The 25,106-nt window shown below is 69.9% G+C and carries 21 protein-coding genes and 1 tRNA gene; 16 read left to right on the forward strand and 6 right to left on the reverse strand.

The window, feature by feature from the left end; translation table 11 throughout:
• Positions 1 to 292: 292 nt before the first annotated feature.
• From DYE07_RS10325 to gabT, 3 genes are all read right to left on the reverse strand, one after another.
• Complete coding sequence (locus DYE07_RS10325; protein ID WP_115296926.1) at positions 293 to 1,678, reverse strand: NAD-dependent succinate-semialdehyde dehydrogenase; 1,386 nt, start codon at positions 1,676 to 1,678, stop codon at positions 293 to 295.
• Between the two features lie 24 nt (positions 1,679 to 1,702).
• Positions 1,703 to 3,157, reverse strand: coding sequence for an NAD-dependent succinate-semialdehyde dehydrogenase (locus tag DYE07_RS10330; protein WP_115296927.1), 1,455 nt, complete (start codon positions 3,155 to 3,157; stop codon positions 1,703 to 1,705).
• Between the two features lie 131 nt (positions 3,158 to 3,288).
• Positions 3,289 to 4,626, reverse strand: a complete 1,338-nt coding sequence (gabT, locus tag DYE07_RS10335) for a 4-aminobutyrate--2-oxoglutarate transaminase (protein ID WP_006943994.1) — start codon at positions 4,624 to 4,626, stop codon at positions 3,289 to 3,291.
• Positions 4,627 to 4,851: 225 nt separating this feature from the next.
• On the opposite strand from gabT, the gene DYE07_RS10340 reads away from it, so the two are divergent.
• Complete coding sequence (locus DYE07_RS10340) at positions 4,852 to 5,727, forward strand: LysR family transcriptional regulator (RefSeq protein ID WP_062256092.1); 876 nt, start codon at positions 4,852 to 4,854, stop codon at positions 5,725 to 5,727.
• Between the two features lie 15 nt (positions 5,728 to 5,742).
• Here DYE07_RS10340 and DYE07_RS10345 read toward each other — a convergent pair whose 3' ends face one another.
• Positions 5,743 to 7,824: an acyltransferase family protein gene (locus tag DYE07_RS10345; protein WP_172462988.1), complete on the reverse strand. Its 2,082-nt coding sequence runs from the start codon at positions 7,822 to 7,824 to the stop codon at positions 5,743 to 5,745.
• Positions 7,825 to 8,492: 668 nt separating this feature from the next.
• Between DYE07_RS10345 and DYE07_RS10350 the strand changes: the two genes are divergently transcribed.
• The 10 genes from DYE07_RS10350 to DYE07_RS10395 all read left to right on the forward strand — a co-directional run bounded on the left by DYE07_RS10350 (position 8,493) and on the right by DYE07_RS10395 (position 18,744).
• A tRNA-Pro gene (locus tag DYE07_RS10350) sits at positions 8,493 to 8,569 on the forward strand.
• A gap of 187 nt (positions 8,570 to 8,756) precedes the next feature.
• Positions 8,757 to 9,746: a cytochrome c oxidase assembly protein gene (locus tag DYE07_RS10355; RefSeq protein ID WP_172462989.1), complete on the forward strand. Its 990-nt coding sequence runs from the start codon at positions 8,757 to 8,759 to the stop codon at positions 9,744 to 9,746.
• A gap of 669 nt (positions 9,747 to 10,415) precedes the next feature.
• A complete protein-coding gene (locus tag DYE07_RS15420; RefSeq protein ID WP_006943979.1) occupies positions 10,416 to 10,793 on the forward strand; it encodes an alpha/beta hydrolase-fold protein in 378 nt (125 codons plus the stop codon).
• Positions 10,754 to 10,960, forward strand: a complete 207-nt coding sequence (locus DYE07_RS15425) for a hypothetical protein (RefSeq protein ID WP_062256086.1) — start codon at positions 10,754 to 10,756, stop codon at positions 10,958 to 10,960. The genes DYE07_RS15420 and DYE07_RS15425 overlap by 40 nt, the downstream gene beginning before the upstream one ends.
• A 96-nt stretch (positions 10,961 to 11,056) precedes the next feature.
• Positions 11,057 to 11,158 (forward strand): K(+)-transporting ATPase subunit F, encoded by a 102-nt coding sequence (kdpF, locus tag DYE07_RS10370; protein ID WP_197079011.1) that lies wholly within the window; start codon positions 11,057 to 11,059, stop codon positions 11,156 to 11,158.
• Between the two features lie 11 nt (positions 11,159 to 11,169).
• Positions 11,170 to 12,807 carry a potassium-transporting ATPase subunit KdpA gene (gene kdpA, locus DYE07_RS10375; protein WP_006943959.1) on the forward strand — a complete coding sequence of 546 codons (1,638 nt, stop codon included), beginning with the start codon at positions 11,170 to 11,172 and terminating at the stop codon, positions 12,805 to 12,807.
• Positions 12,804 to 14,819 carry a potassium-transporting ATPase subunit KdpB gene (gene kdpB / locus DYE07_RS10380; protein ID WP_115296931.1) on the forward strand — a complete coding sequence of 672 codons (2,016 nt, stop codon included), beginning with the start codon at positions 12,804 to 12,806 and terminating at the stop codon, positions 14,817 to 14,819. Before kdpA ends, kdpB begins: the two co-directional genes overlap by 4 nt.
• A gap of 1 nt (position 14,820) precedes the next feature.
• Positions 14,821 to 15,393 carry a potassium-transporting ATPase subunit KdpC gene (gene kdpC / locus DYE07_RS10385; protein WP_006944032.1) on the forward strand — a complete coding sequence of 191 codons (573 nt, stop codon included), beginning with the start codon at positions 14,821 to 14,823 and terminating at the stop codon, positions 15,391 to 15,393.
• 37 nt (positions 15,394 to 15,430) lie between these two features.
• Entirely contained in the window at positions 15,431 to 18,070 is a 2,640-nt protein-coding gene (locus DYE07_RS10390; protein ID WP_062256084.1) for an ATP-binding protein, read from the forward strand.
• Entirely contained in the window at positions 18,067 to 18,744 is a 678-nt protein-coding gene (locus DYE07_RS10395) for a response regulator (RefSeq protein WP_006943998.1), read from the forward strand. Before DYE07_RS10390 ends, DYE07_RS10395 begins: the two co-directional genes overlap by 4 nt.
• Before the next feature lie 18 nt (positions 18,745 to 18,762).
• Here DYE07_RS10395 and DYE07_RS10400 read toward each other — a convergent pair whose 3' ends face one another.
• On the reverse strand, positions 18,763 to 19,914 hold the full coding sequence (locus tag DYE07_RS10400) for a metallophosphoesterase (RefSeq protein WP_115296932.1): 1,152 nt from the start codon (positions 19,912 to 19,914) through the stop codon (positions 18,763 to 18,765).
• A gap of 36 nt (positions 19,915 to 19,950) precedes the next feature.
• On the opposite strand from DYE07_RS10400, the gene DYE07_RS10405 reads away from it, so the two are divergent.
• The gene (locus DYE07_RS10405; protein WP_006943945.1) at positions 19,951 to 20,421 is read left to right on the forward strand and encodes a GatB/YqeY domain-containing protein; all 471 of its coding nucleotides are present in this window, start codon (positions 19,951 to 19,953) and stop codon (positions 20,419 to 20,421) included.
• A gap of 88 nt (positions 20,422 to 20,509) precedes the next feature.
• Here DYE07_RS10405 and DYE07_RS10410 read toward each other — a convergent pair whose 3' ends face one another.
• Positions 20,510 to 20,842 (reverse strand): WhiB family transcriptional regulator, encoded by a 333-nt coding sequence (locus DYE07_RS10410; protein WP_083604053.1) that lies wholly within the window; start codon positions 20,840 to 20,842, stop codon positions 20,510 to 20,512.
• Between the two features lie 198 nt (positions 20,843 to 21,040).
• Between DYE07_RS10410 and DYE07_RS10415 the strand changes: the two genes are divergently transcribed.
• The 4 genes from DYE07_RS10415 (at position 21,041) to DYE07_RS10430 (ending at position 25,095) form a co-directional block, all read left to right on the forward strand.
• Positions 21,041 to 23,428, forward strand: coding sequence for a transglycosylase domain-containing protein (locus tag DYE07_RS10415; protein WP_115296933.1), 2,388 nt, complete (start codon positions 21,041 to 21,043; stop codon positions 23,426 to 23,428).
• A gap of 138 nt (positions 23,429 to 23,566) precedes the next feature.
• Entirely contained in the window at positions 23,567 to 23,722 is a 156-nt protein-coding gene (gene sp36 / locus DYE07_RS10420) for a Sp36 family protein (RefSeq protein ID WP_006943980.1), read from the forward strand.
• A gap of 3 nt (positions 23,723 to 23,725) precedes the next feature.
• Entirely contained in the window at positions 23,726 to 24,190 is a 465-nt protein-coding gene (locus DYE07_RS10425) for a RidA family protein (protein ID WP_062256208.1), read from the forward strand.
• An 8-nt stretch (positions 24,191 to 24,198) separates the two neighbouring features.
• Entirely contained in the window at positions 24,199 to 25,095 is an 897-nt protein-coding gene (locus tag DYE07_RS10430) for an NUDIX hydrolase (protein ID WP_115296934.1), read from the forward strand.
• The last annotated feature ends 11 nt before the right edge of the window (positions 25,096 to 25,106 follow it).

The following is a 25,106-nucleotide window of genomic DNA, read 5'->3' on the forward strand; positions in this document are numbered from 1 at the left end:
ACGTCGCCCGCGAAGGTGTCAGATCTGACGCGTTCGCGGGCGACGTTCGTCATGAATGGCTGACGTCGGATGCAGTACCCCGATGGCGCGACATGTCGCGTAAGTCGGGATGCTGTGACGCAAGAACGCCCCACTCGTGCGACGTGACGCACGAGTGGGGCGTTCTCAGGCCCCGAGGGTCAGTTGGGCGTACTTCGTCAGCCCGCGATCACTTCGGCGGTCCGACGCGCGCCCGAAGGGGCCGGGGCACATCCTCGCTTCGCTGCGGTGCACCCCGCCCCTTCGAGCTTCGTCAGCCCGCGATGCGGATCATCCGCTTGTTGCAGAACTCGTCGAACCCGTACGTGCCGAGCTCGCGCCCGAAACCGGAACGCTTGACGCCACCGAACGGCAGCTCCGACGAAGAACCGGGGGCCTCGTTGATCGACACCATGCCCGACTCGAGCCGATCGGCCACGCGCAGCGCGGCGTCGACGTCAGCCGAGTGCACCGACGCGCCGAGACCGAACAGCGTGTCGTTCGCGATGCGCACGGCCTCGTCCTCGTCGGCCGCCTTGTACATGACGGCGACGGGGCCGAAGATCTCCTCGCTCCACGCGCGCATCTGCGGCGTGACGCCGGCGAGCACCGTCGGCGTGACGTACGCGCCCGGACCGTCAGGACGCTTGCCACCGACGACCACCTCGGCGCCCGCGTCGACGGCGTCGTCGATCTGCGCCTGAATACCCTTCGCGGCGGCCTCCGTGACGAGCGGGCCGATGTTCGTCGACTCGTCGTGCGGGTCGCCCATCTTCAACCCGGCGACGGCCTCGGCGAACTTCGGCACGAACTTGTCGTACGTCTCGTCGCCGATGAGGATGAACCGCTTCGCCGCGTTGCACGCCTGGCCCGAGTTCTCGAAGCGGCCGAGGATGCCGTCCTCGACGGCCTTGTCGATGTCGGCGTCCGGCAGCACGATGAACGGGTCACTGCCGCCGAGCTCGAGCACGGCCTTCTTCAGGTTGCGCCCCGCATGCTCACCGACGGCCGAACCGGCACGCTCCGAACCCGTCAACGACACGCCCTGCACGCGCGGGTCGTCGATGAGCATCGCGATCTGCTCGTTCGTCGCGTAGAGGTTCTGATAGACATCCTTCGGCACCCCGGCGGCGTGATAGATCTCCTCGATCACCTTCGCCGAACGCGGGCACTGCGGCGCGTGCTTGAGCAGGATGACGTTGCCGAGCAGCAGGTTCGGCGCCGCGAAACGCGCGACCTGGTAGTAGGGGTAGTTCCACGGCATGACGCCGACGATGACGCCGACGGGCTCCTTGCGCATGTACGCGCGCCCGTCACGCTCGCCCAGGTCGAGCTCCTCGTCGGCAAGCACCTCCGGCGCGTGCTTCGCGTTGTACGCGTGGATGTCGCCCGAGAGCCACACCTCACCCGTCGCGTCGCCGTAAGGCTTGCCCATCTCGTCACCGATGATGCGCGCCAGTTCCTCCTGACGCGAGTCGTACTCGGCCGCGACGCGCTCGATGATCGCGATCTTCTCCTCGAGCGGCACCTTGCGCCAGCGCTCGCGGGCGGCGTAGGCGCGCTCGAGGGCGGCCATCACCTCATCGTCGGTCGCGGTGGGGAAGGTCTCCTCGACCTCACCCGTCGCCGGGTTCGTCACCGTGTAGATGGCTTCACTCATCACATGCCCCTTCGTCGCAGGCGCTCAGAGCGCCATGCCCACGTACTTGGTCTCGAGGTACTCGTCGATGCCCTGGAAGCCGCCCTCGCGGCCGAATCCGGAGGCCTTGACCCCGCCGAACGGCGCGGCCGGGTTCGAGATGACGCCGACGTTGACGCCGACCATGCCGTACTCGAGCTTCTCGGCGACCCGCAGCGCCCGCGAGTAGTCCTTCGAGAAGAAGTACGCGGCGAGGCCGTACTCCGTCGAGTTCGCGCGGGCGATGACGTCGTCCTCGTCGGTGAACGTCTGGATCGCGGCGACCGGGCCGAAGATCTCCTCGCGCACGATGTCGTCGTCACCGGGCACGTTCGTCAGGACGGTGGGGGCGACGAAGTTGCCCTCGCTCGGCACCTGCTCGTCGCCGCACACCTTCGTGGCGCCCGCGGCGACGGCACCGTCGATGAGTCGCTGGACGTTCTTCACGGCCTTGCCGGTGATGAGCGGGCCGACGGTGACGCCCTCGTCCATGCCGTTGCCGACCGTCATCGCCTTCATCTTCGCGGCAAACTTCTCGCCGAACTCCGCGGCGACCGACTCGTGCACATACAGACGGTTCGCGGCCGTGCAGGCCTCACCGATGTTGCGCATCTTCGCCGCCATCGCGCCCTCGACGGCCGCGTCGACGTCAGCGTCCTCGAAGACCATGAAGGGCGCGTTGCCACCGAGCTCCATCGACACGCGCAGCAACTGCTCGGCCGACTGCTCGACGAGCTTGCGGCCGACAGCCGTCGAGCCGGTGAACGTCAGCTTGCGAGCTCGCGGGTCGCGAATGAGCGGCTCCATGACGCCGCCCGAATCGCTCGTCGTGACGACGTTGACGACACCCTTCGGGACGCCGACCTCCTCGAGGAGCGCGACGAGGGCGAGCATCGTCAGCGGCGTCTCGGCGGCGGGCTTGATGACCATCGTGCAACCGGCCGCGAGCGCCGGACCGATCTTGCGCGTGCCCATGGCGAGCGGGAAGTTCCACGGCGTGATCATGAGGCACGGGCCGACGGGCTGCTTCATCGACAGCAGTCGCGATCCGCCCGCGGGGGCGGGCAGGTACGTGCCGTTGATGCGCACGGCCTCCTCCGCGAACCAGCGGAAGTACTCGGCGCCATAGGCGACCTCTCCCTTGGCCTCGGCGAAGGGCTTGCCCATCTCGAGGGTCATGAGCGCCGCGAAGTCGTCGGTGCGCTCGATGAGCAGCTCGAACGCCTTGCGCAGCAGTTCGGAACGCTCACGCGGTGTGGTGGCCGCCCAGCTCGCCTGCGCGGCGTGCGCGGCGGCGAGGGCTGCGTCGCCGTCAGCGGGGGAGGCGTCGGCGACGCGCGCGAGGACCTCGCCGGTCGCGGGGTTCGTCACCTCGAGCGTCTTGCCGCCCTCCGCGTCGCGCCATGCGCCGTCGACGAACAGCTGCTTCGGCACGTCGTTGATCAGAGCCTTCGTGTCCATGTGTCTTTCCTATCCCAGATTCGTGGTGTACCGGCGAGTACGGCGGGTGCAGCTGTGGAAGCGGCTGTGCCGGATCGCCCGGGGCGGGGCGATCCGACACAGCCTGTGGATGGTCGTGCTCGCTCAGGCGCTCAGGCAGTCGCGGAGTCGAACGCTTCGGCGATGATGTCGAGGCCTTCGCGCAGCAGGCCGTCACCGATGACGAGCGGCGGCAGGAAGCGCAGGACGTTGCCGTACGTGCCGGCCGTCAGCGTGACGACGCCCTGAGCGTTCGCGGCGGCCGCGATCTTCTTCGTCAGGTCGGCGTCGGGCTCCTTCGTGCCGGCCTTGACGATCTCGACGGCCATCATGCCGCCGCGTCCGCGGATGTCGCCGACGACGTCGTGCGTGTCGGCGATCTGGCCGAGGCGCTCGCGGAAGATCGCCTCGATCTCCTTGGCGCGCGCGGGCAGGTTCTCCGACTCCATCGTCTCGATGGCGCCGAGGGCGCCCGCGCAGGCGACGGGGTTGCCGCCGTAGGTGCCGCCGAGGCCGCCTGCGTGGACGGCGTCCATGATCTCGGCGCGGCCCGTCACGGCCGCGAGCGGCAGGCCGCCCGCGATGCCCTTGGCGGTCGTGATGAGGTCGGGCACAACGCCTTCGGCGTCGCACGCGAACCAGTCGCCGGTGCGGCAGAAACCGCTCTGCACCTCGTCGGCGATGAAGACGATGCCGTTCTCGCGGCACCAGTCGGCGACCTTCTTCAACCAGCCGGCGGGCGGCACGATGAACCCGCCCTCACCCTGGATGGGCTCGATGATGACGGCCGCGACGTTCTGCTCGCCGATCTGCGCGTGCACAGCGCTCGTGAACGCCTCGAAGGCGTCGTCAGTGATCGTGTCGGCGTTGCCGACCCAGCGGTACGGGTACGCCATCGGCATGCGGTAGACGTCGCCCGCGAACGGCCCGAAGCCCTGCTTGTACGGCATGTTCTTCGCCGTGAGCGCCATCGTCAGGTTCGTGCGGCCGTGGTAGGCGTGGTCGAACGCGACGACGGCCTGACGGCCCGTGTGGACGCGCGCGATCTTGACGGCGTTCTCGACGGCCTCGGCGCCCGAGTTGAACAGCGCCGAACGCTTCTCGTGGTCACCGGGCGTCAGCTCGTTGAGCTTCTCGCAGACGGCCGTGTACTCCTCGTACGGCGTCACCATGAAGCAGGTGTGCGTGAAGTCGTCGAGCTGGTTCTTGGCCTTCTCGACGACCTTCGGCGCCGAGTTGCCGACGCTCGTCACGGCGATGCCGGAGCCGAAGTCGATGAGCTGGTTGCCGTCGACGTCGACGAGGATGCCGCCGCCCGCACGCTCGACGTAGACAGGCAGGCCGATGCCGACGCCCGCGGAGACCGCGCCCTTCGTCCGCTGGTGCAGTTCCTGGCTCTTCGGGCCGGGGATGGCGGTGACGAGCTTGCGCTCCTGAGGGACGGACGTCATGGCCGTGTCCTTTCGTCGTACGGGATCGAACCGAGGTGCGAGTGACCAGGGTCGATCAGTGTTCTCCCTCACTCTGAGGCTTGGCGCCTATGCTGTCCAATATCAATTTTCGATGATTGGTATGCATGTTGGGAATAGGCCGCTGATGGGCTCTGGCCAGCCGCCGAGGGCGGTGAAAGTGACCGTAGATCGCCGATGTGGACGTAGATCGCAGAAGGGGACGGTATGGAGTTGAGGGCGGTCGAGTGCTTCGTCGCCGTTGCCGACGCCGGGACGGTGACGGCCGGCGCGGCGCGACTCGGCGTGGGGCAACCCGCCGTCACGCGTCAGATCCAGCAGTTGGAGCGGCAGCTGCGCATCCGCCTGTTCGATCGTGAGGACGGGCGGCTGCGCCTCACCTCCGCCGGCATCGACGTGCTGCCCGTCGCGCGTCGACTGCTGCGCCAGGCCGACGCCGTGAGTGACGCGGCCCGCGGCGTCGCAGCCGGCCGTCTGCAGCGGGTTCGTCTCGTCAGCCCCGGCACGACCCGCGACGACGTCCTCGCCCCCTGGCTCGCGACGTGGTCCGCCGACGCGCCGCTGCCGAGCATCGCCGAAGCGTCCGTCGACGACGTCTACGACACGTTGCGTCGCGGAGCCGACCTCGCCGTGGCGCCGCTCGCACCACCCCCGGCGTTGGGCAGCCGCGTCGTCGCGCGCCTGCCGCTGTGGGCGTGCGTCGCGCCGACCCATCCGTGGGCGCAGCGCGATGCCGTCGACCTCGACGAGCTCGCGGGTGCTGACCTGCTTCTGCTCGAACGCAGCCTCTCGGCGCGCCGCGTGCTCGACGCAGCCCTCGACGCAGAGCAGCTCGGCGTCGAACCCCGCGCGGAGTTCGCCTCACCCGTCGTCGCCCAGGCCGTCGCGGCCAGCGGGCGCGGCGTCTGCGTCCTCACCGACGACCCCCGCTTCGGCCTCGTGCCCCTCACGATCCGCGACGCTGACGGCGACGCTCTCGGCATCCGCCTCCACGCCGCGTGGGATCGTCGCCATCACGCCGCTGACGCGCTCGAACGGCTCGCGCAGGATCTGTCGCGGTTCACGCGACGGAGGTATGCCTGACGAGTCGTGTCGTGGTCAGGCCTTCGAGGCCTTCTGCACGAGGCTGATGTAGACGGGCATCGCTGCGAGGGTGGGGTGGACGCCGTCGATGAAGTACTCGGGGTGGTCCTTGGAGGCGCCGTACCAGTCGACGAGGTGCACCCACGGCCGGCCCTTCGCCGCCTCGCGGATCGCATGCAGCGCCTGCTTCTGGGTGCCCAGCGTGGTCTTCGGCAGCACGAGCACGACGCGTTCGTCCTTCAACGCGTCGAGGGTCTTGGCGAGCATCTCCTGCGGTACGACACCGTTGTCGCCGGTGTGGATCAGGACGACGTCGCTCCTGATCGTCCCCGCCTTCGCAGCCGCCATGACCTGCTCGAGCACCGCGTTCGCCTGCTGGCTCTTCGCGGCGTGGTTGTCGACCGTGCGGTAGGCGTGCGGGAGCTGGTTGAGCGCGACGGACGCGGGGACGGAGTCGCCCCAGACGCTGATGCTCATCTGCTTCGTGGCGCGGGTGTCGAGCCCGGCCACGGGGGTGTTGCTCGACGACGACGGGCTCGCCGAGGTCGACGGCGCCCCGGGGTGCCCCGGCGTCGGCGGGGCGGACGGCGCCGGGGTGGGCGTGGCGTCGATCCCGGGCGCGGGTGCCGTCGTCTCGGTCGACCCCTGACGGTGCGCGACGATCTGTGTCGCCGTGACGATGAGCGCTGCCGCGAGTGCGAGACTCGCGACCATGGCGCCGACATGGCGGTCGACGACAGCGCCCCGCGCGCGACGCAGGCAGGCGCGCACCCCGGCGCGGCGCACGGGCATCTCGACGTAGCGGTAGCTCAGTTCGGCGAGCACGAACGTCGCGATGCTCAACCCGATCGCGGGCAGCAGCCACGACGACTCCATCGCGTCGGTGACGAACGGCAGCGTCACGAGCGGCCAGTGCCACAGGTACAGCCCGTACGAGCGGTCGCCGACGTAGCGCAGCGGGCGCCACGACAACGCGCGGGTGAGCGGGCCGTCATGGACGACGACCCACACGAGCGCCGCCACGACGAGTGAGAAGGCGAGGAAACCGCCCCAGCGGTAGAAACCCATCGAGAGGAAGTCGAGCTGCGTCATCACGACGATGACGGCGACGAGCGCGGCGACGCCGGCGGCCGTCATGCGGGTCGTCGCCGGGGCGAATGTGAGGCGCGAGCGGAACCCCCGCCCGTCGAGCAGCAGTGCGAGGGCGGCGCCGACGAGCAGGCCCATGACGTGTGTGTCCGTGCCGAAGTAGACGCGCGTGGGGTCGTCGGCCCAGCGGCCGCTCGAGGCGAAGGCGCCGACACTCATCGCGATGCTCGAGGTGAGCGCCCCGCCGATGGTCACGGCGAGCAGGACGTGACGCCGCGTTCGTGTGGCGCGAACGGCGAGGAGCACCCCCGCCACCACGAGCGGCCACAGCAGGTAGAACTGCTCCTCGATCGCGAGCGACCACAGGTGTTCGAGGAACCACCACGAACCGAAGTCGCCGTACTGCCGCCCGCCGTACACGTACCACCAGTTCGACGTGTACGTCAGCGCCGCCGCCGCATCGCGCAGTTGCTGCGCGAGGCCGGACGGATGGAAACACGCCGTGACGAGCGTCGTCACGGCGAGCAGGAGCAGTGCGGCGGGCGCGAGGCGTCGCACGCGAGCGGCCCAGAACGCCTTCAGATCGATGCTGCGCAGCGGCCAGCGCGACCACAACTGGCTCGTGATGAGGTAGCCCGACAGCACGAAGAAGATGTCGACGCCCAGGAAACCGCCGCTGAACCCGGGCACCCGGAAATGGAACGCCATGACGGCCAGCACCGCCAGTGCGCGCACGCCGTCGAGGGCAGGCAGCCGGCCGCGCCGCGGAGTCGCGACGGTCGCTCGCGCGGCGTCGGAGGCTGGTTGCACGGCGTCGGAGGACGACGGGGCGCTCGTGTCGGCCGGCGTGGTGGGGCCTGTCGTGGCGTCAGTGCGAGCGGCGTCCGAGGACGGGGCGCTCGTGTCGGTCGACGTGGTGGGGTCTGCCGTGGCGTCCATCGCGTCGGCGTCCACTGACGTCGCGTTGCTCGCCGCGGATTCGCGAGCAGGCGGGGCCGGCCGTTCCACGTGGTGAGGTGCCTGACGCGGGGGTGGCGCGAGCATGTCCGTGGGGCGTCTCCGAGGCCGAGAGCTCGCCTCGCGGGCCGCTCGGTTCGTGCGGTCGACCGACTGCCCGACGGTCGTGCGGGAGGCCGCCGCTGTCGCCGGCGTCTCGACGACGTCCCTCGATGGCTCGACGCGCAACGTGTCCGCGTCGTTCTTGACGCGCGCGCTCGGGGACGCTTCCCGAGATGCGGGAGAGGACGTTGCGGGAGCGTTCGCTGATCGCGGCGGGGACGTCAGCGGGTCGGCGCTGAACAGCCAGCCGGGCAGGTCATCGCTCGATGAGGGCACGCCGCCACGACCTGCGTTCCGGTCGCGACTGCCTGCCGCGCTCCCGCTCCGGCCTGCAGTCTCGGCGCCGTCGCGACGAGCCGTGCCGCGACCGCGAGGCGTGCGTGGCCCGTCGTGGTCCGTGCCCACGATTGTTCCCCCTGGCGTTCGTTCCTCCCTGACCCTTGATGGTATCACCTGGCCACCCTGATGGACGTGGCGACGCGGCCACGATGACGTAGCTCACGAACGGGCCGCTCGGGCGTCGGTGACGACGGTGCGCGACGATTAGCGCCGACGCGCCGCGGCATGTAAGGTTTGTTGTCGCTGCCGATCGCATCGGTGGCGCATGACGAGAGTCGCGGGGTGTGGCGCAGCTTGGTAGCGCGCGTCGTTCGGGACGACGAGGTCGCAGGTTCAAATCCTGTCACCCCGACCAGCGTCAGCAAGGCCCTCATCGGTTCGCCGATGGGGGCCTTCGCCGTACCCGTCCGAATGCGGGCCCAGCCGTGTGCGTCGTGGCCGCAGTGCGCAGTTGCCCGATCCCGAGGAGACGCGAGCGCGTTCGAAACCGCCGCCAAGGCGAGTTCACCGCCCTCCCAGCCGACGCGCGCACAATGCCCGCTGTGAACGAACTTCATGCCTCGTCATGGCTGACCGACTGGCGACCGGGCTCATGGGGCACCCTCTTCGTCGCAGTCGTGGCGATCGGCTACGGCGCCGCCTGGATCCGCGCACGCCGTCGCGGACGAGCTGACGTCTCGTGGCTCGCGTGGTTCTTGACGTTCGGAGCCGGCGCCCTCGCCTACACGCTGTGCGGGCCTGTCGAGGTGTGGTCGACGCGCCTCATGTGGGTGTTCGCGCTGCAGGTCGCGCTGCTCGTCGCCGTCATCCCGACCGGCTTCGCGCTCGCGCGCCCCGTCGACGTCATCGAGGGCGCGACGGGGTCGACGGCGCTGCGCCGAGTGCTCGGCGGGCGCCTCGGACGGGCGCTCATGTACCCGTTCGTCAGCTCGATCCTCGCGATGGTGAGCGTCATCGTCGTCTTCTTCACGCCCTACGGGCAGGCCGCGCTCGACTCCACGCCGATGCGCATCGTGCTCACCGTGCACCTTTTCGTCGTCGGCGTCATCGTCGTGCTGCCCCTGCTCGCCGGCGATCTGCTGCCCGCGTGGGCCGGGCCCGGCGTGCGCGTCCTGCTCGCCTGCGTCGACGGCCTGTTCGACGCGATCCCCGGCATCCTCGTCATGACGCACCACGATCTGCTCATGCCGCACTTCCCCGGCTTCGCGGCGTCCGCCGCCACCTACAGGGGCGACATGTCCACCTCGCTCGATCAGAAGTTCGCCGGGGGAGCGCTGCTCGCCGTCGCCGAGAGTGTCGGGCTGCCCCTGCTCGCAGCCGTCTTCATCGAATGGATGCGGGCCGATCGCGCGAGCGCCCTCCGCGCCGACGCCGAACTCGACGCCCAGTACGGCGACGGCCCCGGCAGGACGACGCCGTGGTGGATCACCGCGGCACCCACCACGTCCGAGGGCAGCGCCGACGCGACCCTCACCGCCTCCGAGGGCGACGCCGACGCCGCGTCCGATCGGACGTCGACGCCCTCCACGTGACGCACACCACGATTCGGAGCGTTCTCCCAGCGGGGCTCACGGGCAATTCCCCAGATGAGTCCTCACCCTTCCTCCATGGGGTTGAACGGGACGTGGCTGCCGATCGTGCTCGGCTGCGCCGCGGCACTCGTTCTCGTCGTCATCGTCCGGGGAGGCTCGTGGGGGGCGCAAGCCGTGGATGCAGGCGCTGTCGCGCCTCGGCCTGACGGCACTGTTCACCACGCTCGCGCTCATCGGTGCCCTGTCAACAACGAGTAGGCGTTCTACACGAGTTGGGGTGACCTGCTCGGCGACTCGCCTGCGGACACGCCGCGTCACTACGGCGCGCCCACGCCGGCGCCCGCCCTGGATCAGCAGGCCCCTCCGCGAGCGCCACCCCGACGGCGCCGACGACGCCGCACGCCCTGCCCGCGCTGCCGCAGCCGGGTCAGCGCCTGCAGAAGTGCGAGATCCCGGGCCCGAAGAACGCCGACGGGCGCCCCACCGCGTCGCGCAAGGTGTACGTCCAGCTGCCGGTGGGGTACGACCAACACTCCGCGACGCGTCACCCCGTCATCGTCGCGATGCACGGATTGCCGGGAAGCCCAGAGACGTACAGCAAGCTCGACCACCTCTACACGCGTCGACAGGGCTGTCAGCGACCGCCGCATCGCCGCGCCCATCGTCGTCGTGCCGCAACTCAACCGCACCCTCGACGACGACACGGAGTGCATCGACGACCCGCACGGCCTGCAGACCGAGACGTGGCTCGCCTCCACGCTGCCGACGTGGGTGAAACACACCTTCGCCGTCGCGCCCGGGCGCGGGTCGTGGGCGACGTGGGGGTACTCCCTCGGCGGATGGTGCGCCTCGATGCTGACGATGAAGCACCCCGCGACGTTCGGCGCCGCCGTCGCCTACCAGGGCTACTTCCGTCCGCAGTTCGACGGCCACCCGCCGTTTCCCCCAACTCGCCGCAGGCGCGCAGCTACGACCTCATCGCCCTGGAGAAAGCCAACCCGGTGCCCGTGTCGCTGTGGCTGTTCGCCTCCGACGCCGACAAGGTGAGCTACCCCTCCGTCAAGGAGTTCCTCACCGTGGTGAAGCGGCCCACCGACGTCACGGCGCGCATCGCGCAGGGCGGCGGCCACCGCCTGTCGGTGTGGACGCGCAAGATCCCGCGCTCGTTCGACTGGCTCGTCGAGGTGCAGCCCGGTTTCGCACCGCGTCCCTGAACGCCGGGGCAGCGACGCAGGGGAAGAGCCTGACGTAAAGAACGCGTCAAGACGCGACAAGGCGACCTCAAGACGAGCGGTGCGCCGCCGGGGCGGTTGCACGCTCGATCCATGATCGAAATCGTCATCGCGGGCATCATCGCCCTCGCACTGCTGGGGTACCTGCTGTACGCCCTCATCCGGCCCGAGAAGTTCTGAGGGCCGCGCACATGAACGTCACTCTTCAGGCGATCTGCATGATCGCCACCATCGCGCTGCTGCTGGCGTTCGTCCACGTGCCGCTCGGCACCTGGATGTACCGCTGCTTCACGGATGAGAATGACTGGGCGCCGGAGCGCCTCATCTACCGGGCCGTCGGCGTCGACCCGCGCGTCGAGCAGGGCTGGCGCACGTACGCCGTCGCCAGCGTCATGTTCGGCGTCGCGTCCGTCGTGCTGCTGTTCGCGCTCATCATGGCGCAGGGCGTCCTGCCCTGGGGCCTGGGGCGCAGCCAGGACTGGCACACGGCCTTCAACACGGCCGTGTCGTTCACGACGAACACGAACTGGCAGAGCTACGGCGGTGAGTCGGGCGCCGGGTACACCGTCCAGATGGCCGGCCTGAACGTGCAGAACTTCGTCTCCGCCGCGACGGGCATGGCCGTCGCCGTCGCCCTGTGCCGCGCGATCGCGCGCAGCAACGCCGCGACGATCGGCAACTTCTGGGTCGACCTCGTGCGCAGCTGCACCCGCATCCTGCTGCCCATCGCGTTCGTCGGCGCGCTCGTGCTCGTCGCGGGCGGCGTCATCCAGAACCTCAGCAGCCCGCACGACGTGACGACGCTCGTCGGCGGCAGCCAGACGATCCAGGGCGGCCCCGTCGCCTCCCAGGAGGTCATCAAGCTGCTCGGCACGAACGGTGGCGGTTTCTTCAACGCGAACTCGGCGCACCCGTTCGAGAACCCGAACGCGTGGACGAACCTGTTCGAGATCCTCCTCGTGCTCGCGATCCCCTTCTCGTTGCCGTGGATGTACGGCCTCATGGTCGGCGACCGCCGTCAGGGCGCGGTGTTCACGACGGCCATGGGCGCCCTGTTCACCCTGAGCGCCGGCCTCGGCATCTGGGCCGAGTCCAGCGGTGCGCTCGGCTCGATGGAAGGCAAGGAGCAACGCTTCGGCATCGTCGGATCGGTGCTGTTCGGCACCGCGACGACGGGCACCTCGACCGGTGGCGTCAACATGATGCACGACTCGATGAGCCCCCTCGGCGGCGGCCTCATGATGCTCAACATGATGCTCGGTGAGGTCTCGCCCGGCGGCGTCGGCACCGGCCTGTACAACATCATCATCTTCGCGCTGCTCACCGTCTTCATCGCCGGCCTCATGGTCGGACGCACGCCCGAACTGCTCGGCAAGGCCATCGGCCGACGCGAGATCACGTACTCGGCGCTCGCCGTCGTCGTCATGCCCGCGCTCGTGCTGATGTTCACCGCCGCCGGTGTCGTGCTGCCGGTCGCGAAGGACGCCCTGCTCAACCACGGCCCGCACGGCCTGAGCGAGATGATGTACGCCTACACGTCGGCGTCGAACAACAACGGTTCCGCCTTCGCGGGCCTGGCGGCCGACCAGCCGTACCTCAACCTCACGCTCGCGGCGTGCATGTTCCTCGGACGCTTCCTGCCCATCGTGCTCGTGCTCGCCGTCGCCGGCGCGCTCGTCTCGCAGCAGCGGCGCCCCGCCACGGCCGGCACGATGCCGACCCGCGGGCCCGTCTTCACCAGTCTGCTCGTCGGCATCATCGTCATCGTCGCCGGGCTGACCTTCTTCCCCTCACTCGCTCTCGGCCCGATCGCGGAGGCCCTCTCGTGAACGCATCACTCGCCCTTACGGCCCTCGAATCGGCGCCGGACGCCCTGCGCAAGCTCGACCCGCGCCACCTCGTGCGCACCCCCGTCATCTTCGTCGTCTGGGTGGGCTCGGTGCTCACGACGGTGCTGTCGATCATCCACCCGTCGGTGTTCTCGATCTCCGTCACGATCTGGTTGTGGCTGACGATCCTGTTCGCCAACCTCGCCGAGGCCATCGCTGAAGGGCGCGGCAAGGCGCAGGCCGACACCCTGCGTCAGACCCGCGTCGACTCCATCGCCCGCCGCCTCATGCCGCACGGCGGCGAGGAGCGCGTGCCCGGCACCGAACTGCGCGTCGGCGACCGCGTCGTCGTCGAGGCCGGCGAGGTCATCCCCGGTGACGGCGACGTCGTCGACGGTGTCGCGACGGTCGACGAGTCGGCCATCACCGGTGAGTCGGCGCCCGTCATCCGCGAATCGGGTGGCGATCGCTGCGCCGTCACCGGCGGTACGACGGTGCTGTCGGACCGCATCGTCGTCGAGATCACGAGCAAGCCCGGTGAGACGTTCATCGACCGCATGATCGCGCTCGTCGAGGGCGCCGAACGGCAGAAGACGCCGAACGAGATCGCCCTCGGCATCCTGCTGACGACGCTGACAATCATCTTCGTCCTCGCCGTCATGGCGATCTGGCCGATGGCGAGCTACTCGGGCCACGACATGTCGCTCGTCGTCCTCGTCGCGCTGCTCGTCTGCCTCATCCCGACGACGATCGGTGCGCTGCTGTCCGCCATCGGCATCGCCGGCATGGATCGCCTCGTGCAGCACAACGTGCTCGCGATGTCGGGGCGCGCCGTCGAGGCCGCAGGTGACGTCTCGACGCTGCTGCTCGACAAGACCGGCACGATCACCTACGGCAACCGCCGCGCCGGTGACGTCGTCCCCGTCGAGGGTGTCTCGCGCGCGGATCTCGTCCGCGCCGCTTGCCTGTCGTCGCTCGCCGACGAGACGCCCGAAGGCCGGTCGATCGTCGAATACGCTGCGGCAGAAGGGTTCACGGCGACCGAGATCGCGGACGTCGTCACCGTTCCGTTCACCGCGCAGACCCGCATGTCCGGTATCGACCTGCCCGACGGCAGCGCCATCCGCAAGGGCGCCGGCTCGGCCGTCGCCGCGTGGGTGCACGAGCTGGGCGGCCACATGGCGCACGACATCGACGCTCGTGTCGAGGCGATCAGCCAGGCCGGCGGCACGCCACTCGTCGTCGCCGAGCGTGACGCCGACGGCACCGCCCGGATGCTCGGCGTCATCCACCTCAAGGACGTCGTCAAGCCCGGCATGGCCGAGCGTTTCGCGCAGATGCGCGAGATGGGCATCCGCACCGTCATGATCACGGGCGACAACCCGCTGACGGCCGCCGCGATCGCGAAGGAGGCGGGGGTCGACGACTTCCTCGCCGAGGCGACGCCCGAGGACAAGATGCGCCTCATCAAGGCCGAGCAGGAAGGCGGACGTCTCGTCGCGATGACCGGTGACGGCACGAACGACGCGCCCGCCCTCGCGCAGGCCGACGTCGGCGTGGCGATGAACACAGGCACGTCGGCGGCGAAGGAGGCCGGCAACATGGTCGACCTCGACTCCAACCCGACGAAGCTCATCGACGTCGTCGCCATCGGCAAGCAGCTGCTCATCACCCGCGGAGCGCTGACGACGTTCTCGATCGCCAACGACGTCGCGAAGTACTTCGCGATCATCCCCGCGATGTTCGTCGTCATCTTCCCGGGCCTGAGCAAGCTCAACATGATGCATCTGCACAGCCCCGAGTCGGCGATGCTGTCGTCGGTCATCTTCAACGCCCTCGTCATCGTCGCGCTCATCCCGCTCTCGCTCAAGGGCGTGGCGTACCGCTCGCTCGGTGCCGCCGCGATGCTGCGCCGCAACCTGCTCGTCTACGGCGTCGGCGGCGTCATCGCGCCCTTCGTGGGCATCAAGCTCATCGACCTCGTCCTGTCCGTCATCCCGGGAGTGAAGTGACATGTTCGTTCTTCGTCAGGGTTGGGCCGCGCTTCGTGCGCTCCTCGTCCTCACCGTCGTCCTCGGCATCGCCTACCCGTTGCTCGTCACGGGCGTGGCGCGGGCGATGCCGGCCCGGGCGGACGGCTCGATCGTCCGCGCCGAGGGTCGCGAGGTGGGTTCCAGTCTCATCGGCCAACCCACGAGCGACGCGAAGTGGTTCGCGGCGCGCCCGTCCGCCGTCGACGCCCCCGGCGCCGAGAGCGGCGGCTCGAACCTCGGCCAGAACGCCGACGAGCAGAAGAAGGCGATCACCGAGCGTCGTGCGGCGCTGACGAAGGCCAACCCGAACGCGACGGGCCCGATCCCGGACGACGCCCTCACCGCGAGCGGCAGCGGCGTCGACCCGGACATCAGCGTCGCCTATGCCCGCTGGCAGGCACCGCGGATCGCCGCGGCCCGCGGGATGAGCGTCGCCGACGTCGAGAAGGTCATCGACGCCCACATCGAGAAGCCGGCCCTGGGCTACCTCGGCGCCGAACGGGTCAACGTGCTCGACCTCAACATCGCACTCGCGCAACGCGCTGCTCGCTGAGCGGGCGGAAACCGCGACGGCAGAAGAAGATGGACGCATGACACGAGGCACGTTGCGCATCTACCTCGGTGCGGCCCCCGGCGTCGGCAAGACCATGGCGATGCTCGCCGAGGGCCGACGCCGGGCCGGGCGGGGAACGGACGTCGTCGTCGGTTTCTGCGAGACCCACGGGCGCACGGCGACGGCCGTCGCGCTCGAGGGCCTCGAGGTCATGCCGCGACTGCGGCGCGAGTACCGGGGCGCGACGCTCGAGGAGATGGACCTCGACGCCGTGCTCCGGCGCGCGCCGCAGGTCGCGCTCGTCGACGAACTCGCGCACACCAACGTGCCGGGCGGCCGCCACGAGAAGCGGTGGCAGGACGTCGAGGACCTGCTCGCGGCGGGCATCGACGTCGTCTCCACCGTCAACATCCAGCACCTCGAATCGCTCAACGACGCGGCGTTCGCCATCACCGGCGTGCTGCAGCGCGAGACGGTGCCGGATGTCGTCGTCCGGCGCGCCGAGCAGGTCGAACTCATCGACATGGCGCCCGAGGCACTGCGTCGGCGGATGGCGCACGGCAACGTCTACAAGCCGGAGAAGGTCGACGCGGCGCTCGCCAACTACTTCCGCCAGGGCAACCTGACGGCCCTGCGCGAGCTCGCGCTGCTGTGGCTCGCCGACCGCGTCGAGGAGAGCCTGACGGCCTACCGCAGCGACCATGACATCGTCGGTACGTGGCCGACACGTCACCGTGTCGTCGTCGCCCTCTCCGGTGGGCGCGAGGGCGCGACGCTGCTGCGCCGCGCCGCCCGCATTGCCGCGCGCGGCAGCGGCGGCGAGATGCACGCCGTCTTCGTCGTGCGCGACGACGGCCTGCGCACCGCCGAGGCCGACGTCGTCAGCGGCCTGCGACGCCTCACCGAAGAGCTCGGCGGGACGTTCCACACCGTCAGCGGGCCCGACGCGGCCGAGGCCGTCCTGCACTACGCGCGCGGCGTCAACGCCGACCAGATCGTCGTCGGCCTCAGCCGGCGCTCGCGGGCCCAGGCGATGCTGCGTCCCGGCACGGGCGAGCGCATCATCGCGGGTTCGGGCGAGGACATCGACGTCCACGTCGTCACCCACGAGCTCGCGCACGTGGGCTCGTCACCGACCGAACGCGAGGGGTTGTCGACGCGCCGGGTGCGGCTCGGCTTCCTCACCTCGGTGACCGCCCCGGCGCTGCTGAGCGCCCTGCTCGTGCCGCTGCGCTCCGGTGTCGGGCTGCCGCTCATCGTGCAGCTGTACCTGCTGCTCACCGTGGTCGTCGCGCTCATCGGCGGGATGGCGCCCGCGATCACGGCCGGTGTGCTGTCGTCCCTGCTCATCAACTGGTTCTTCACCCCGCCCATCGGCACGCTGACGATCTCCGACCCACAGAACGTCGTCGCGCTCGTGCTCTTCGTCGTCATCGGCGCCGCCGTCTCGCTCGTCGTCCACGCGAGCGCCCGCCGGGCCGCCGACGTCAGCGCCTCGCACCAGGAGGCGACGGCGCTCGCCGAACTCAGCCACACGATGCTGTCCTCCGCCGACCAGCTCGCGCTGCTGCTCACGCGCTCGCTCGAGATGTTCGACCAGGACGCGGCGGCCGTCGTGCGCACCCGCGGGCCGGGTCGCAGCGTCATCGCCTCGACGGACGGCTACAGCGACGTCGCCGCGCAGGCGCTGCCGCGCGAGAAGACGACGGTCGAGCGCATCGACGACGAGCACGACCTCGTCCTCGTGGGGCGCCCCGTCCCCGCCGAGCGGCAGCGGCTGCTGGGGGCGTACGCGATGCACGCGGCGGCCGTGCTGCACCGTCGAGCGCTGCTCGACCTCGCCGAGTCGGCCGACACCCTCGTGCGCGACAACAAGGCGCGCACCGCGCTGCTGTCCGCCGTCTCCCACGATTTGCGCACGCCCCTGGCCGGCATCAAGGCCGCCGTCGGCAGCCTGCGCAGCGACGAGGTGACGTTCTCGCCGGAGGACCAGGCGGAACTGCTCGAAGCCGTCGAGACGTCGGCCGATCGGCTCGATGCGCTCATCGGCAACCTGCTCGACGCCTCACGGCTGCAGACCGGCGCGCTCGTCGCGAACCCGCGCGAGATCGACCTCGCCGAGGTCGTCACACCCGCGGTGCGCGCCCTCGAGACACCCGATCGCGTCACCTGGCACCTCGACGACGCCGCGCGCCACGTCGTCGCCGACCCCGGCCTGCTCGACCGCGTCCTCGCGAACGTCCTCGAGAACGCCCTGCGTCACGGCGGCAGCGACGGCGTTGTCGTGACGACGAGTGCGCTCGGCCCGCGCGTCGAACTACGCGTCGCCGACCACGGCCCCGGCATCCCCGACGAGGCGCGCGAAGAGATATTCCGGCCCTTCCAGCGCTACGGCGACGCACCCGCGGGTGACGGCATCGGGCTCGGTCTCGCCGTCGCGCGCGGCCTGACGGAGGCGATGGGCGGCATGCTGGAGGCGGAGACCACTCCCGGTGGAGGTGTCACGATGGTCATCGTCCTGCCGGCCGTGGCGAACGCAGCGGGTGCGACGAGCGAGGCCGAGCCCGGCGCTGAATCGGAACCCGAGTCGGCGCCCGAGGCCCGGCCCCAGGACGCTGAGGCCGACCAGCCGGTCGATACCCGGTTCGCAGACGCAACCACGCGCGGTGAGTCATGAGTGAACGAGTGCTCGTCGTCGACGACGACCCGACGATCGCGCGGACGCTGCGCATCAACCTCAAGGCGCGCGGCTTGGACGTCGAGACCGTCGGGTGCGGCCTCGATGCCCTCAGCACGTGCGCAGACGCGATGCCCGACCTCGTCGTCCTCGACCTCGGCCTGCCCGACCTCGACGGCGTCGACGTGCTGCGCCAACTGCGTCAGAGCTCGAGCGTGCCTGTCATCGTGCTGTCGGCTCGTCAGGAAGCCGATGACAAGGTCGAGGCGCTCGACGAGGGTGCCGACGACTACGTGACGAAACCGTTCGGCATCGAGGAGCTCATGGCGCGCGTGCGGGCCGCGCTGCGGCGAGGCGGCGCCGAACCGTCCGGCCCGGCGCCCGTCGTCACCGCGGACTTCTCGCTCGACTTCACGACGTACGAGGCGAGCGGGCCGACGGGGGCCGTCCACCTCACGCCGACGGAGTGGCGCCTGCTCGCCGAACTCGCGCGCCACCGCGGGCGCGTCGTGCCGCACGAGCAACTGCTGCGCGCCGTGTGGGGGCCGCAGTACGGGCGCGAGTCGAACTACCTGCGCGTCTACTGCGGGCAGCTGCGTCGCAAGCTCGAACCCGAACCGTCCCTCCCGCGCTGGATCGTCACCGAACCCGGCATCGGCTACGTGCTGCGCTGACGCGCCGCGCAGGGCTCGTCAGTGCGCCTTCGCCGTCAGCGTGATGAGTGTCGCCTCGGGACGGCAGGCGAAGCGCACGGGCGTGTACTTGTTGTGTCCGAGCCCGGCGGAGACGTGCAGCCACGCCGCGTCGTCGGGCGCGGCGGACGACGGCAGCGCGGTGCGGCGCCGTTCGCGCGCCGTAGCCTCCGCGCGCGAGACCGAGTCGTTGTGCACGCGGTGGGCGTCGAGGACGTCGAAGCGCTCGCCGATCTCGGCGGCGGAGTCGAGGGGCGAGCCATCCGGTGCGAGCGCACCCGGCCCGATCGGCACGGCCCGCGTCGAGTCGTCGCCGGACGCGCCGGGCCACCAGCGCGAGACGCCCTTGACGCGCGAGGTGTCGAGGTCGCAGTTCGTCACGAGCGCGCCGTGGAATGGCACGCACAGCTGCCCGCCGTGCGTGTGACCGGCGATGACGGCGTCCGCGCCGTCGGCCGTCATCGCGTCGAGCACGCGCGTGTACGGCGCGTGGACGACGCCGATCGTCGCGGCCACCTCACCTCGGCGCGACGCGGCCTCGTCGGCGACCTGCGCGTAGTCGTCGTACTCGAGGTGCGGGTCGTCGACGCCAAGAAGCTCCAGCGCGACGCCGTCAGCACCCACCCGCACCCGCTCGCGTCGATGGGTGAGGTCGAGCCAGCCGCCCGCGGTGAAACCGTCACGCAACTGGGCGATGTCGAACTCACCCGTCTGCATCGCCGCGCCCTTGGCATGCGAGTCGTCGAAGTAGCGCAGGGGGTTCTTGAGCTTGGGGTAGAAGTAGTCGTTCGAACCGAAGACGAACGCGCCGGGAAGCTCCATGAGCGGCCCCATCGCGCGCAGCGCAGCGGGGATGGCGTGCTCGTCGCTGAGGTTGTCGCCGGTGTTGATGACGAAGTCGGGTTCGAGCCGCGCGAGCTGACGCACCCACTGGATGCGTCGTTCCTGACGCGGCACGATGTGCAGGTCGCTGACGTGCAGCACCCGCAGCGGCGCCGTCCCGGGGGCGAGCACCGGCATCTCGACGCGGCGCAGCGCGTACCAGTTGCGCTCGATGAGCGAGGCCCAGGCCAGCGCCGCCGTACCGCCGGCGGCCGTGCCTGCAGCGGCCAGCGACAGCGCGCGGGGGAGGGGGCGGGCGGGGAAACTCATGCGGGGATTCTCGCACCGGGGTGGAAGAATGACCGCATGAACGCAACCGGTGCCACCACCTTGAAGGCCACTCTCCACACCGACCTGACCGACGCGATCCGCGAGCGCGATCAGGTGCGTAGCGCGACGTTGCGCATGGTCCTGACGGCCGTGTCGAACGCCGAGGTCGCAGGCAAGGAGCACCGTGAGCTGAGCGATGACGAGGTGCTCGCCGTCATCGTCAAGGAGGCGAAGAAGCGCCGCGAGGCGGCTGACGCCTACGTCGGCGCCGGGCGCACCGAGCTCGCCGAGAAGGAGAACGCGGAACTCGCCTGCCTCGAGGGGTACCTGCCGAAGCAGCTGAGCGACGACGAGATCGACGCGATCGTCGCCGAGGCCGTCAGCGCCACGGGCGCATCCGGCATGAAAGACATGGGCAAGGTGATGGGCGTCGTCAAGCCCAAGATCGGCGAGCAGGCAGAGGGTGGGCGCGTCGCGGCGGCCGTCAAGAAGGCGCTCGCGGGCTGATCACTTGCTGCGGGCTCAGGTGCCCGAATGGCGGTGAGGGCCGTGCCGACCCCAGCGGTCGGCACGGCCCTCAGCGTTCGTGCACGTCTCAGCTCTCGCGGCGGATGCCTGCGGCGGCCTCGTCGGCGCGCGCCATCTTGAACAGGGTCGCCCACGACTTGACGTCCGGACGGCGACGCAGCAGCGCGCGGCGCTCACGCTCCGTCATGCCGCCCCAGACGCCGTACTCGGTGCGGTTGTCGAGCGCGTCGGCGAGGCATTCGGCGACGACGGGGCAGCGCTGACAGATCGTCTTCGCCGACTGCTGAGCAGCCCCCTTGGCGAACAGGTCGTCAGGTGCCGCCGCGGCGCACTGGGCGCGGGCGGCCCAGTTGTCGTCCCAGACGGGCGTCTGCGTCTCTTCTTCGGCCATGATCGTCATCGGTGCCCTCCCCTTGTTGGTGCGGATGACGGTGTGGCGTGCGCCACGTGCAAAAGTTGCTATACGCACAGTAGGCGTGGTTACTGGTGAGTTTCCATGGGGATTGAGTACCAAAAACGTTAGTACACGCGGTCGGCGCGGGGCGCGCCGAACCGCGCCTCGAAGGCTTTGACAGGCTGCTCCGATACGCTGAGCGGCATGCGTGGAAAGTCTCCTGGCGCCGATGCGTCGGCCAAGAAGCAAGCCCGGAAGAAATCTGACGGTGGCCGTCAGCGTTCTGCGATGGGCTCGGTTCTCAGCCTCCTCGGCGCGTTCGTCGCCACCTCGATGGCGCTGGGCCTGCTCTTCGCGGGCCTGCTCATCCCCGCCACGGGCCTCGCGGGCGCGAGCGTCAAGGGTGGCGTCAAGGAGTTCGACGACATGTCGGGCACGCTCACCGAAAACGCGTTGAGCCAGCAGTCGAAGCTCCTGGCGAAGGACGGCTCCGTCATCGCCACCCCGTATGACGAGAACCGCATCGTGGTGCCGTCGTCGGCCATCCCGAAGGTGATGAAGGACGCGCAGGTCGCCATCGAGGACGAGCGCTTCTACGACCACGGCGCGCTCGACCAGCGCGGCATCCTGCGCGCTGTCGCCGCGAACCTCGTCTCCTCGAGCACGCAGGGCGCCTCGACGCTGACGCAGCAGTACGTCAAGGTCGCCGCGCAGCGCGCCGCGATCGAGAGCGGCGACAAGGAGGAGGCGAAGAAGGCCGTCGCGCAGCACGGCACCGACGCCTATGTCCGCAAGATCAAGCAGCTCAAGATGGCGGTCGAGCTGGAGAAGACGCACACGAAGGATCAGATCCTCACGAGCTACCTCAACCTCGTCTTCTTCGGTGACGGCACGTACGGCATCGAGGCCGCTTCCCAGCACTACTTCGGCCATCCGGCGAAGGATCTGACGCTGCCCGAGGCCGCCACGCTCGCGGGCGTCGTCAACCTGCCTGGTTCGACCGACCCGGTGCACAACCCCAAGGCTGCGGTGAAGCGCCGCAACATCGTGCTCGAGAAGATGATCAAGCAGGGGCGCGTGAGCAAGGCCGACGGTGAGAAGGCCATCGCCAGCCCGCTGCAGACTCACGTGACGAACATCGCCGGTGGCGGTGGCGGTGGCTGCCAGGGCAGCAAGTACCCGTACTTCTGCGACTATGTCACCGACTGGGTCGCCGACCAGCCCGCGCTCGGCGCGAACCGCAAGGAGCGCCTCGCCAAGCTGAAGACCGGCGGCCTGACGATCCAGACCTCGCTCGACCCGAAGAAGATGTCGGCCCTCGACTCGAACCTCAAGAAGCGCGTTCCCGTCGGCAACGGCGCGGACGTGCAGGCAGCGGGCGTCATCATCGAACCCGGCACGGGTCTCGTCCAGGCCATGTCGCAGAACGCCAAGTACGACGTCGCCGGATCGAACCACTTCTCGACGTCCGTCGACTGGGTCCGCTCGGGCTTCCCCATCGGTTCGACGGCGAAGATCTTCGCCATCGTCGAGGCGATGCGTCAGGGCCGCGCCGTCGACTCGACGGTGAACGTTCCCGCCATGAACGGCACGAAGGACGGGCGCCCGGTCTACAACTTCACGTCGAAGACGTTCCCCGGCCAGTGCGGTCAGGGTGCCGGCAACTGGTCCGTCGGAAACGACCACCCGGTGCCGTCCGGCCCGATGAGCCTGAGCAAGGCCACCGCCGAATCGGTCAACACCGCCTTCGGAGCCCTCGTGGCGTCGCTGGGGCCGTGCAAGGTGCGGGACACCTTCAAACTCATGGGTGTTCAGGCCCGTGACCTCAAGACGGGCGGGTGGCGCGACATCCGGCGCGACCCCTCGTCGATCGTGCTCGGCTCCGACTCGTCCTCGCCGATGATGATGGCCAACGCGTTCGCCACCGTCGCGGCGGACGGCAAGTACTGCGCACCCCGCCCCGTCGTCTCGATCAAGCAGGCGAACGGCAAGCCGGTGGCGCTCAAGGTCGAGCCGTGCAAGCAGGTCATCAGCCAGCAGGAGGCTCGCGGAACGGCGGAGATCTTCACCCACGTATTCGACAGCGACGGCACCGCCTCCGATGCCAAGCTGGCCGACGGGCGGGAAGCTTTCGGCAAGACCGGTACGGTCGACGGATCCCTGCACACGTGGTTCGTCGGCTCGACGAAGCAGCTCTCCACGGCCGTCTGGGTGGGTCGCGGTTTCGACAACAAGAACCCGATCAAGAACGTCTCCATCGGGGGCAAGCACATCGGCACCTTTTTGTACGGCGGCGACATCGCGGCGCCGGTGTGGAAGGCGACGATGGACACGATCTCGAAGGGCATGCCCAAGGCGAAGCTCGCCGAACCCGACAAGGCGACCAAGCAGGGCGACGAGGTGAGTGTCCCCGACGTCAAGGGCAAGAGCGAGGCGGACGCGAAGTCGACACTCGAGAAGGCCGGTTTCCTCGTCACCGTGTCGAAGCAGAACTCCGGTGACGTCTCCGGCGGCCAGGCGTTCAAGACCGACCCTGCGGCCGGCCAGAAGCTCGGCAAGGGCAAGAAGATCACGCTGTACGTCAAGCCCTGATCGTCAGGTGCTGGGCGCCGACTGACGCAGGCTCGCGAGGCCCACCCCGTCCTGGGGTGGGCCTCGCGCCGTCATGGGGTGGGGTCTGCCTCGGGCCGCTTCGACCGTGATGGCGGTGGGTGGCTCTAGGGTGGAGGCATGCAGAAATGGGAATACTTCACCGCGCCGATCATGGTCCACGCCACGCAGCAGATCCTCAACAACTTCGGTGAGGACGGCTGGGAGCTCGTGCAGATCGTGCCCGGCCCCGACGGCAACGGTCTCGTCGGCTACTTCAAGCGCCCCAAGGCCTGAGCGATGAGCGCGATCGAGGAGCGTCTCGCAGAGCTCGGGTTCGAACTGCCCGAGGTCGCAGCGCCCGTCGCCGCGTACGTCCCGGCGGTTCGTGACGGCGACCACGTCCACACCTCCGGCCAGTTGCCCATGGTCGCCGGCAAGCTGCCGCTGACGGGCAAGGTCGGTGCCGAGGTCAGCGCCGAGCAGGCCAGCGAGCTCGCTCGCACGTGTGCGCTCAACGCGCTCGCGGCGATCAAGAGCGTCATCGACGACCTCGATCGCGTGACGCGCGTCGTCAAGGTCGTCGGGTTCGTCGCCAGCGACCCGTCGTTCACGGCCCAGCCGGGCGTCGTCAACGGCGCCTCGCACCTGCTCGGCGATGTCTTCGGCGACGCCGGCGTGCACGCGCGCTCGGCCGTCGGCGTGGCCGTCCTGCCCCTCGACGCACCGGTCGAGGTCGAGATCACCGTCGCCGTTCGCGACTGAGGGGCCCCGTGACCACGTCGTCGCAGGTGCGCGAGTTCCCGATCGGGCCGTTCCGCGAGTCGGCCATGCGCTGGCTCGACGCCGTCGGCCGGGGCGAGCAGGGCGACGAGGTGACGCCCTCGCAGGCGGCCACCGTCATGCTGGTGCGCGGTGAACCGCTTGAGGTCTTCATGATCGAGCGCGCCTCGACGATGGACTTCGCGCCGTCGACGTGGGTGTTTCCCGGTGGGCGGGTCGACGCAGCCGATGAGGACGTCGTGAAGGCCGGGTTGCTCGACGGTTTCGACGCCGAGGACGCGGGGCGCGACCTCGGGATCGACGCCGACGCGGCAGGCGCCGTCGTCGTGTGCGCCCTGCGGGAGTTGTTCGAGGAGGCGGGCGTGCTGCTCGTCGACACGAACGTACGCGGGAACGCAGTCGGCGACGGAGCCGACGCTGGGCTCGCAGCTGAGACAGATGGCCCAGCCGAGGCTGCGGGGCCTGACGTCGAGCTACGCACGCGCCTCGAGGCGCACGAGGTGACGTTCGTCGACGTGCTCGCCGGGCGGCGACTGCGCGCCGACCTCGTCGCGGCCGTCGACCGCTGGATCACCCCGCCGTTCGAGAAGCGACGCTTCGACACGTGGTTCTTCACGGCGTTGCTGCCGGAGGGCGCCGTCGCCGATGCCGTCTCGCGTGAGTCGCAGCGTGGCCGCTGGGTGCGCCCGCGGGAGATGCTCGACGAGATGGCGGCCGGTCACGTCCGGCTCCTGCCGCCGACCCGCACCGGTCTGGAGCGGCTGACGCGCGCCGCGAGCGCGTCCGAGGCCCTGACGCAGGCGCGTGCTGCAACGTTCGAACCGACCCGTCCCGAACCGCTCATGGGCCCCGACGGCCCGTACCTGCGAGCCCGCATCAACCTCTGAGGGAGCACCTT

The sequence above is a fragment of the Dermacoccus nishinomiyaensis genome (genome assembly GCF_900447535.1).
GTDB lineage: Bacteria > Actinomycetota > Actinomycetes > Actinomycetales > Dermatophilaceae > Dermacoccus > Dermacoccus nishinomiyaensis.

What these genes read in the sequence shown, in the direction of transcription:
- kdpA (WP_006943959.1), top strand. Translation starts at nt 11,170, where the DNA reads ATGAACGTCACTCTTCAGGCGATCTGCATGATCGCCACCATCGCGCTG.
- DYE07_RS10425 (WP_062256208.1), top strand. Translation starts at nt 23,726, where the DNA reads ATGAGCGCGATCGAGGAGCGTCTCGCAGAGCTCGGGTTCGAACTGCCC.
- DYE07_RS10415 (WP_115296933.1), top strand. Translation starts at nt 21,041, where the DNA reads ATGCGTGGAAAGTCTCCTGGCGCCGATGCGTCGGCCAAGAAGCAAGCC.
- DYE07_RS10405 (WP_006943945.1), top strand. Translation starts at nt 19,951, where the DNA reads ATGAACGCAACCGGTGCCACCACCTTGAAGGCCACTCTCCACACCGAC.
- DYE07_RS10400 (WP_115296932.1), bottom strand. Translation starts at nt 19,914, where the DNA reads ATGAGTTTCCCCGCCCGCCCCCTCCCCCGCGCGCTGTCGCTGGCCGCT.
- DYE07_RS10395 (WP_006943998.1), top strand. Translation starts at nt 18,067, where the DNA reads ATGAGTGAACGAGTGCTCGTCGTCGACGACGACCCGACGATCGCGCGG.
- DYE07_RS10325 (WP_115296926.1), bottom strand. Translation starts at nt 1,678, where the DNA reads ATGAGTGAAGCCATCTACACGGTGACGAACCCGGCGACGGGTGAGGTC.
- DYE07_RS10390 (WP_062256084.1), top strand. Translation starts at nt 15,431, where the DNA reads ATGACACGAGGCACGTTGCGCATCTACCTCGGTGCGGCCCCCGGCGTC.
- kdpC (WP_006944032.1), top strand. Translation starts at nt 14,821, where the DNA reads ATGTTCGTTCTTCGTCAGGGTTGGGCCGCGCTTCGTGCGCTCCTCGTC.
- gabT (WP_006943994.1), bottom strand. Translation starts at nt 4,626, where the DNA reads ATGACGTCCGTCCCTCAGGAGCGCAAGCTCGTCACCGCCATCCCCGGC.
- DYE07_RS10410 (WP_083604053.1), bottom strand. Translation starts at nt 20,842, where the DNA reads ATGACGATCATGGCCGAAGAAGAGACGCAGACGCCCGTCTGGGACGAC.
- DYE07_RS10340 (WP_062256092.1), top strand. Translation starts at nt 4,852, where the DNA reads ATGGAGTTGAGGGCGGTCGAGTGCTTCGTCGCCGTTGCCGACGCCGGG.
- DYE07_RS10330 (WP_115296927.1), bottom strand. Translation starts at nt 3,157, where the DNA reads ATGGACACGAAGGCTCTGATCAACGACGTGCCGAAGCAGCTGTTCGTC.
- sp36 (WP_006943980.1), top strand. Translation starts at nt 23,567, where the DNA reads ATGCAGAAATGGGAATACTTCACCGCGCCGATCATGGTCCACGCCACG.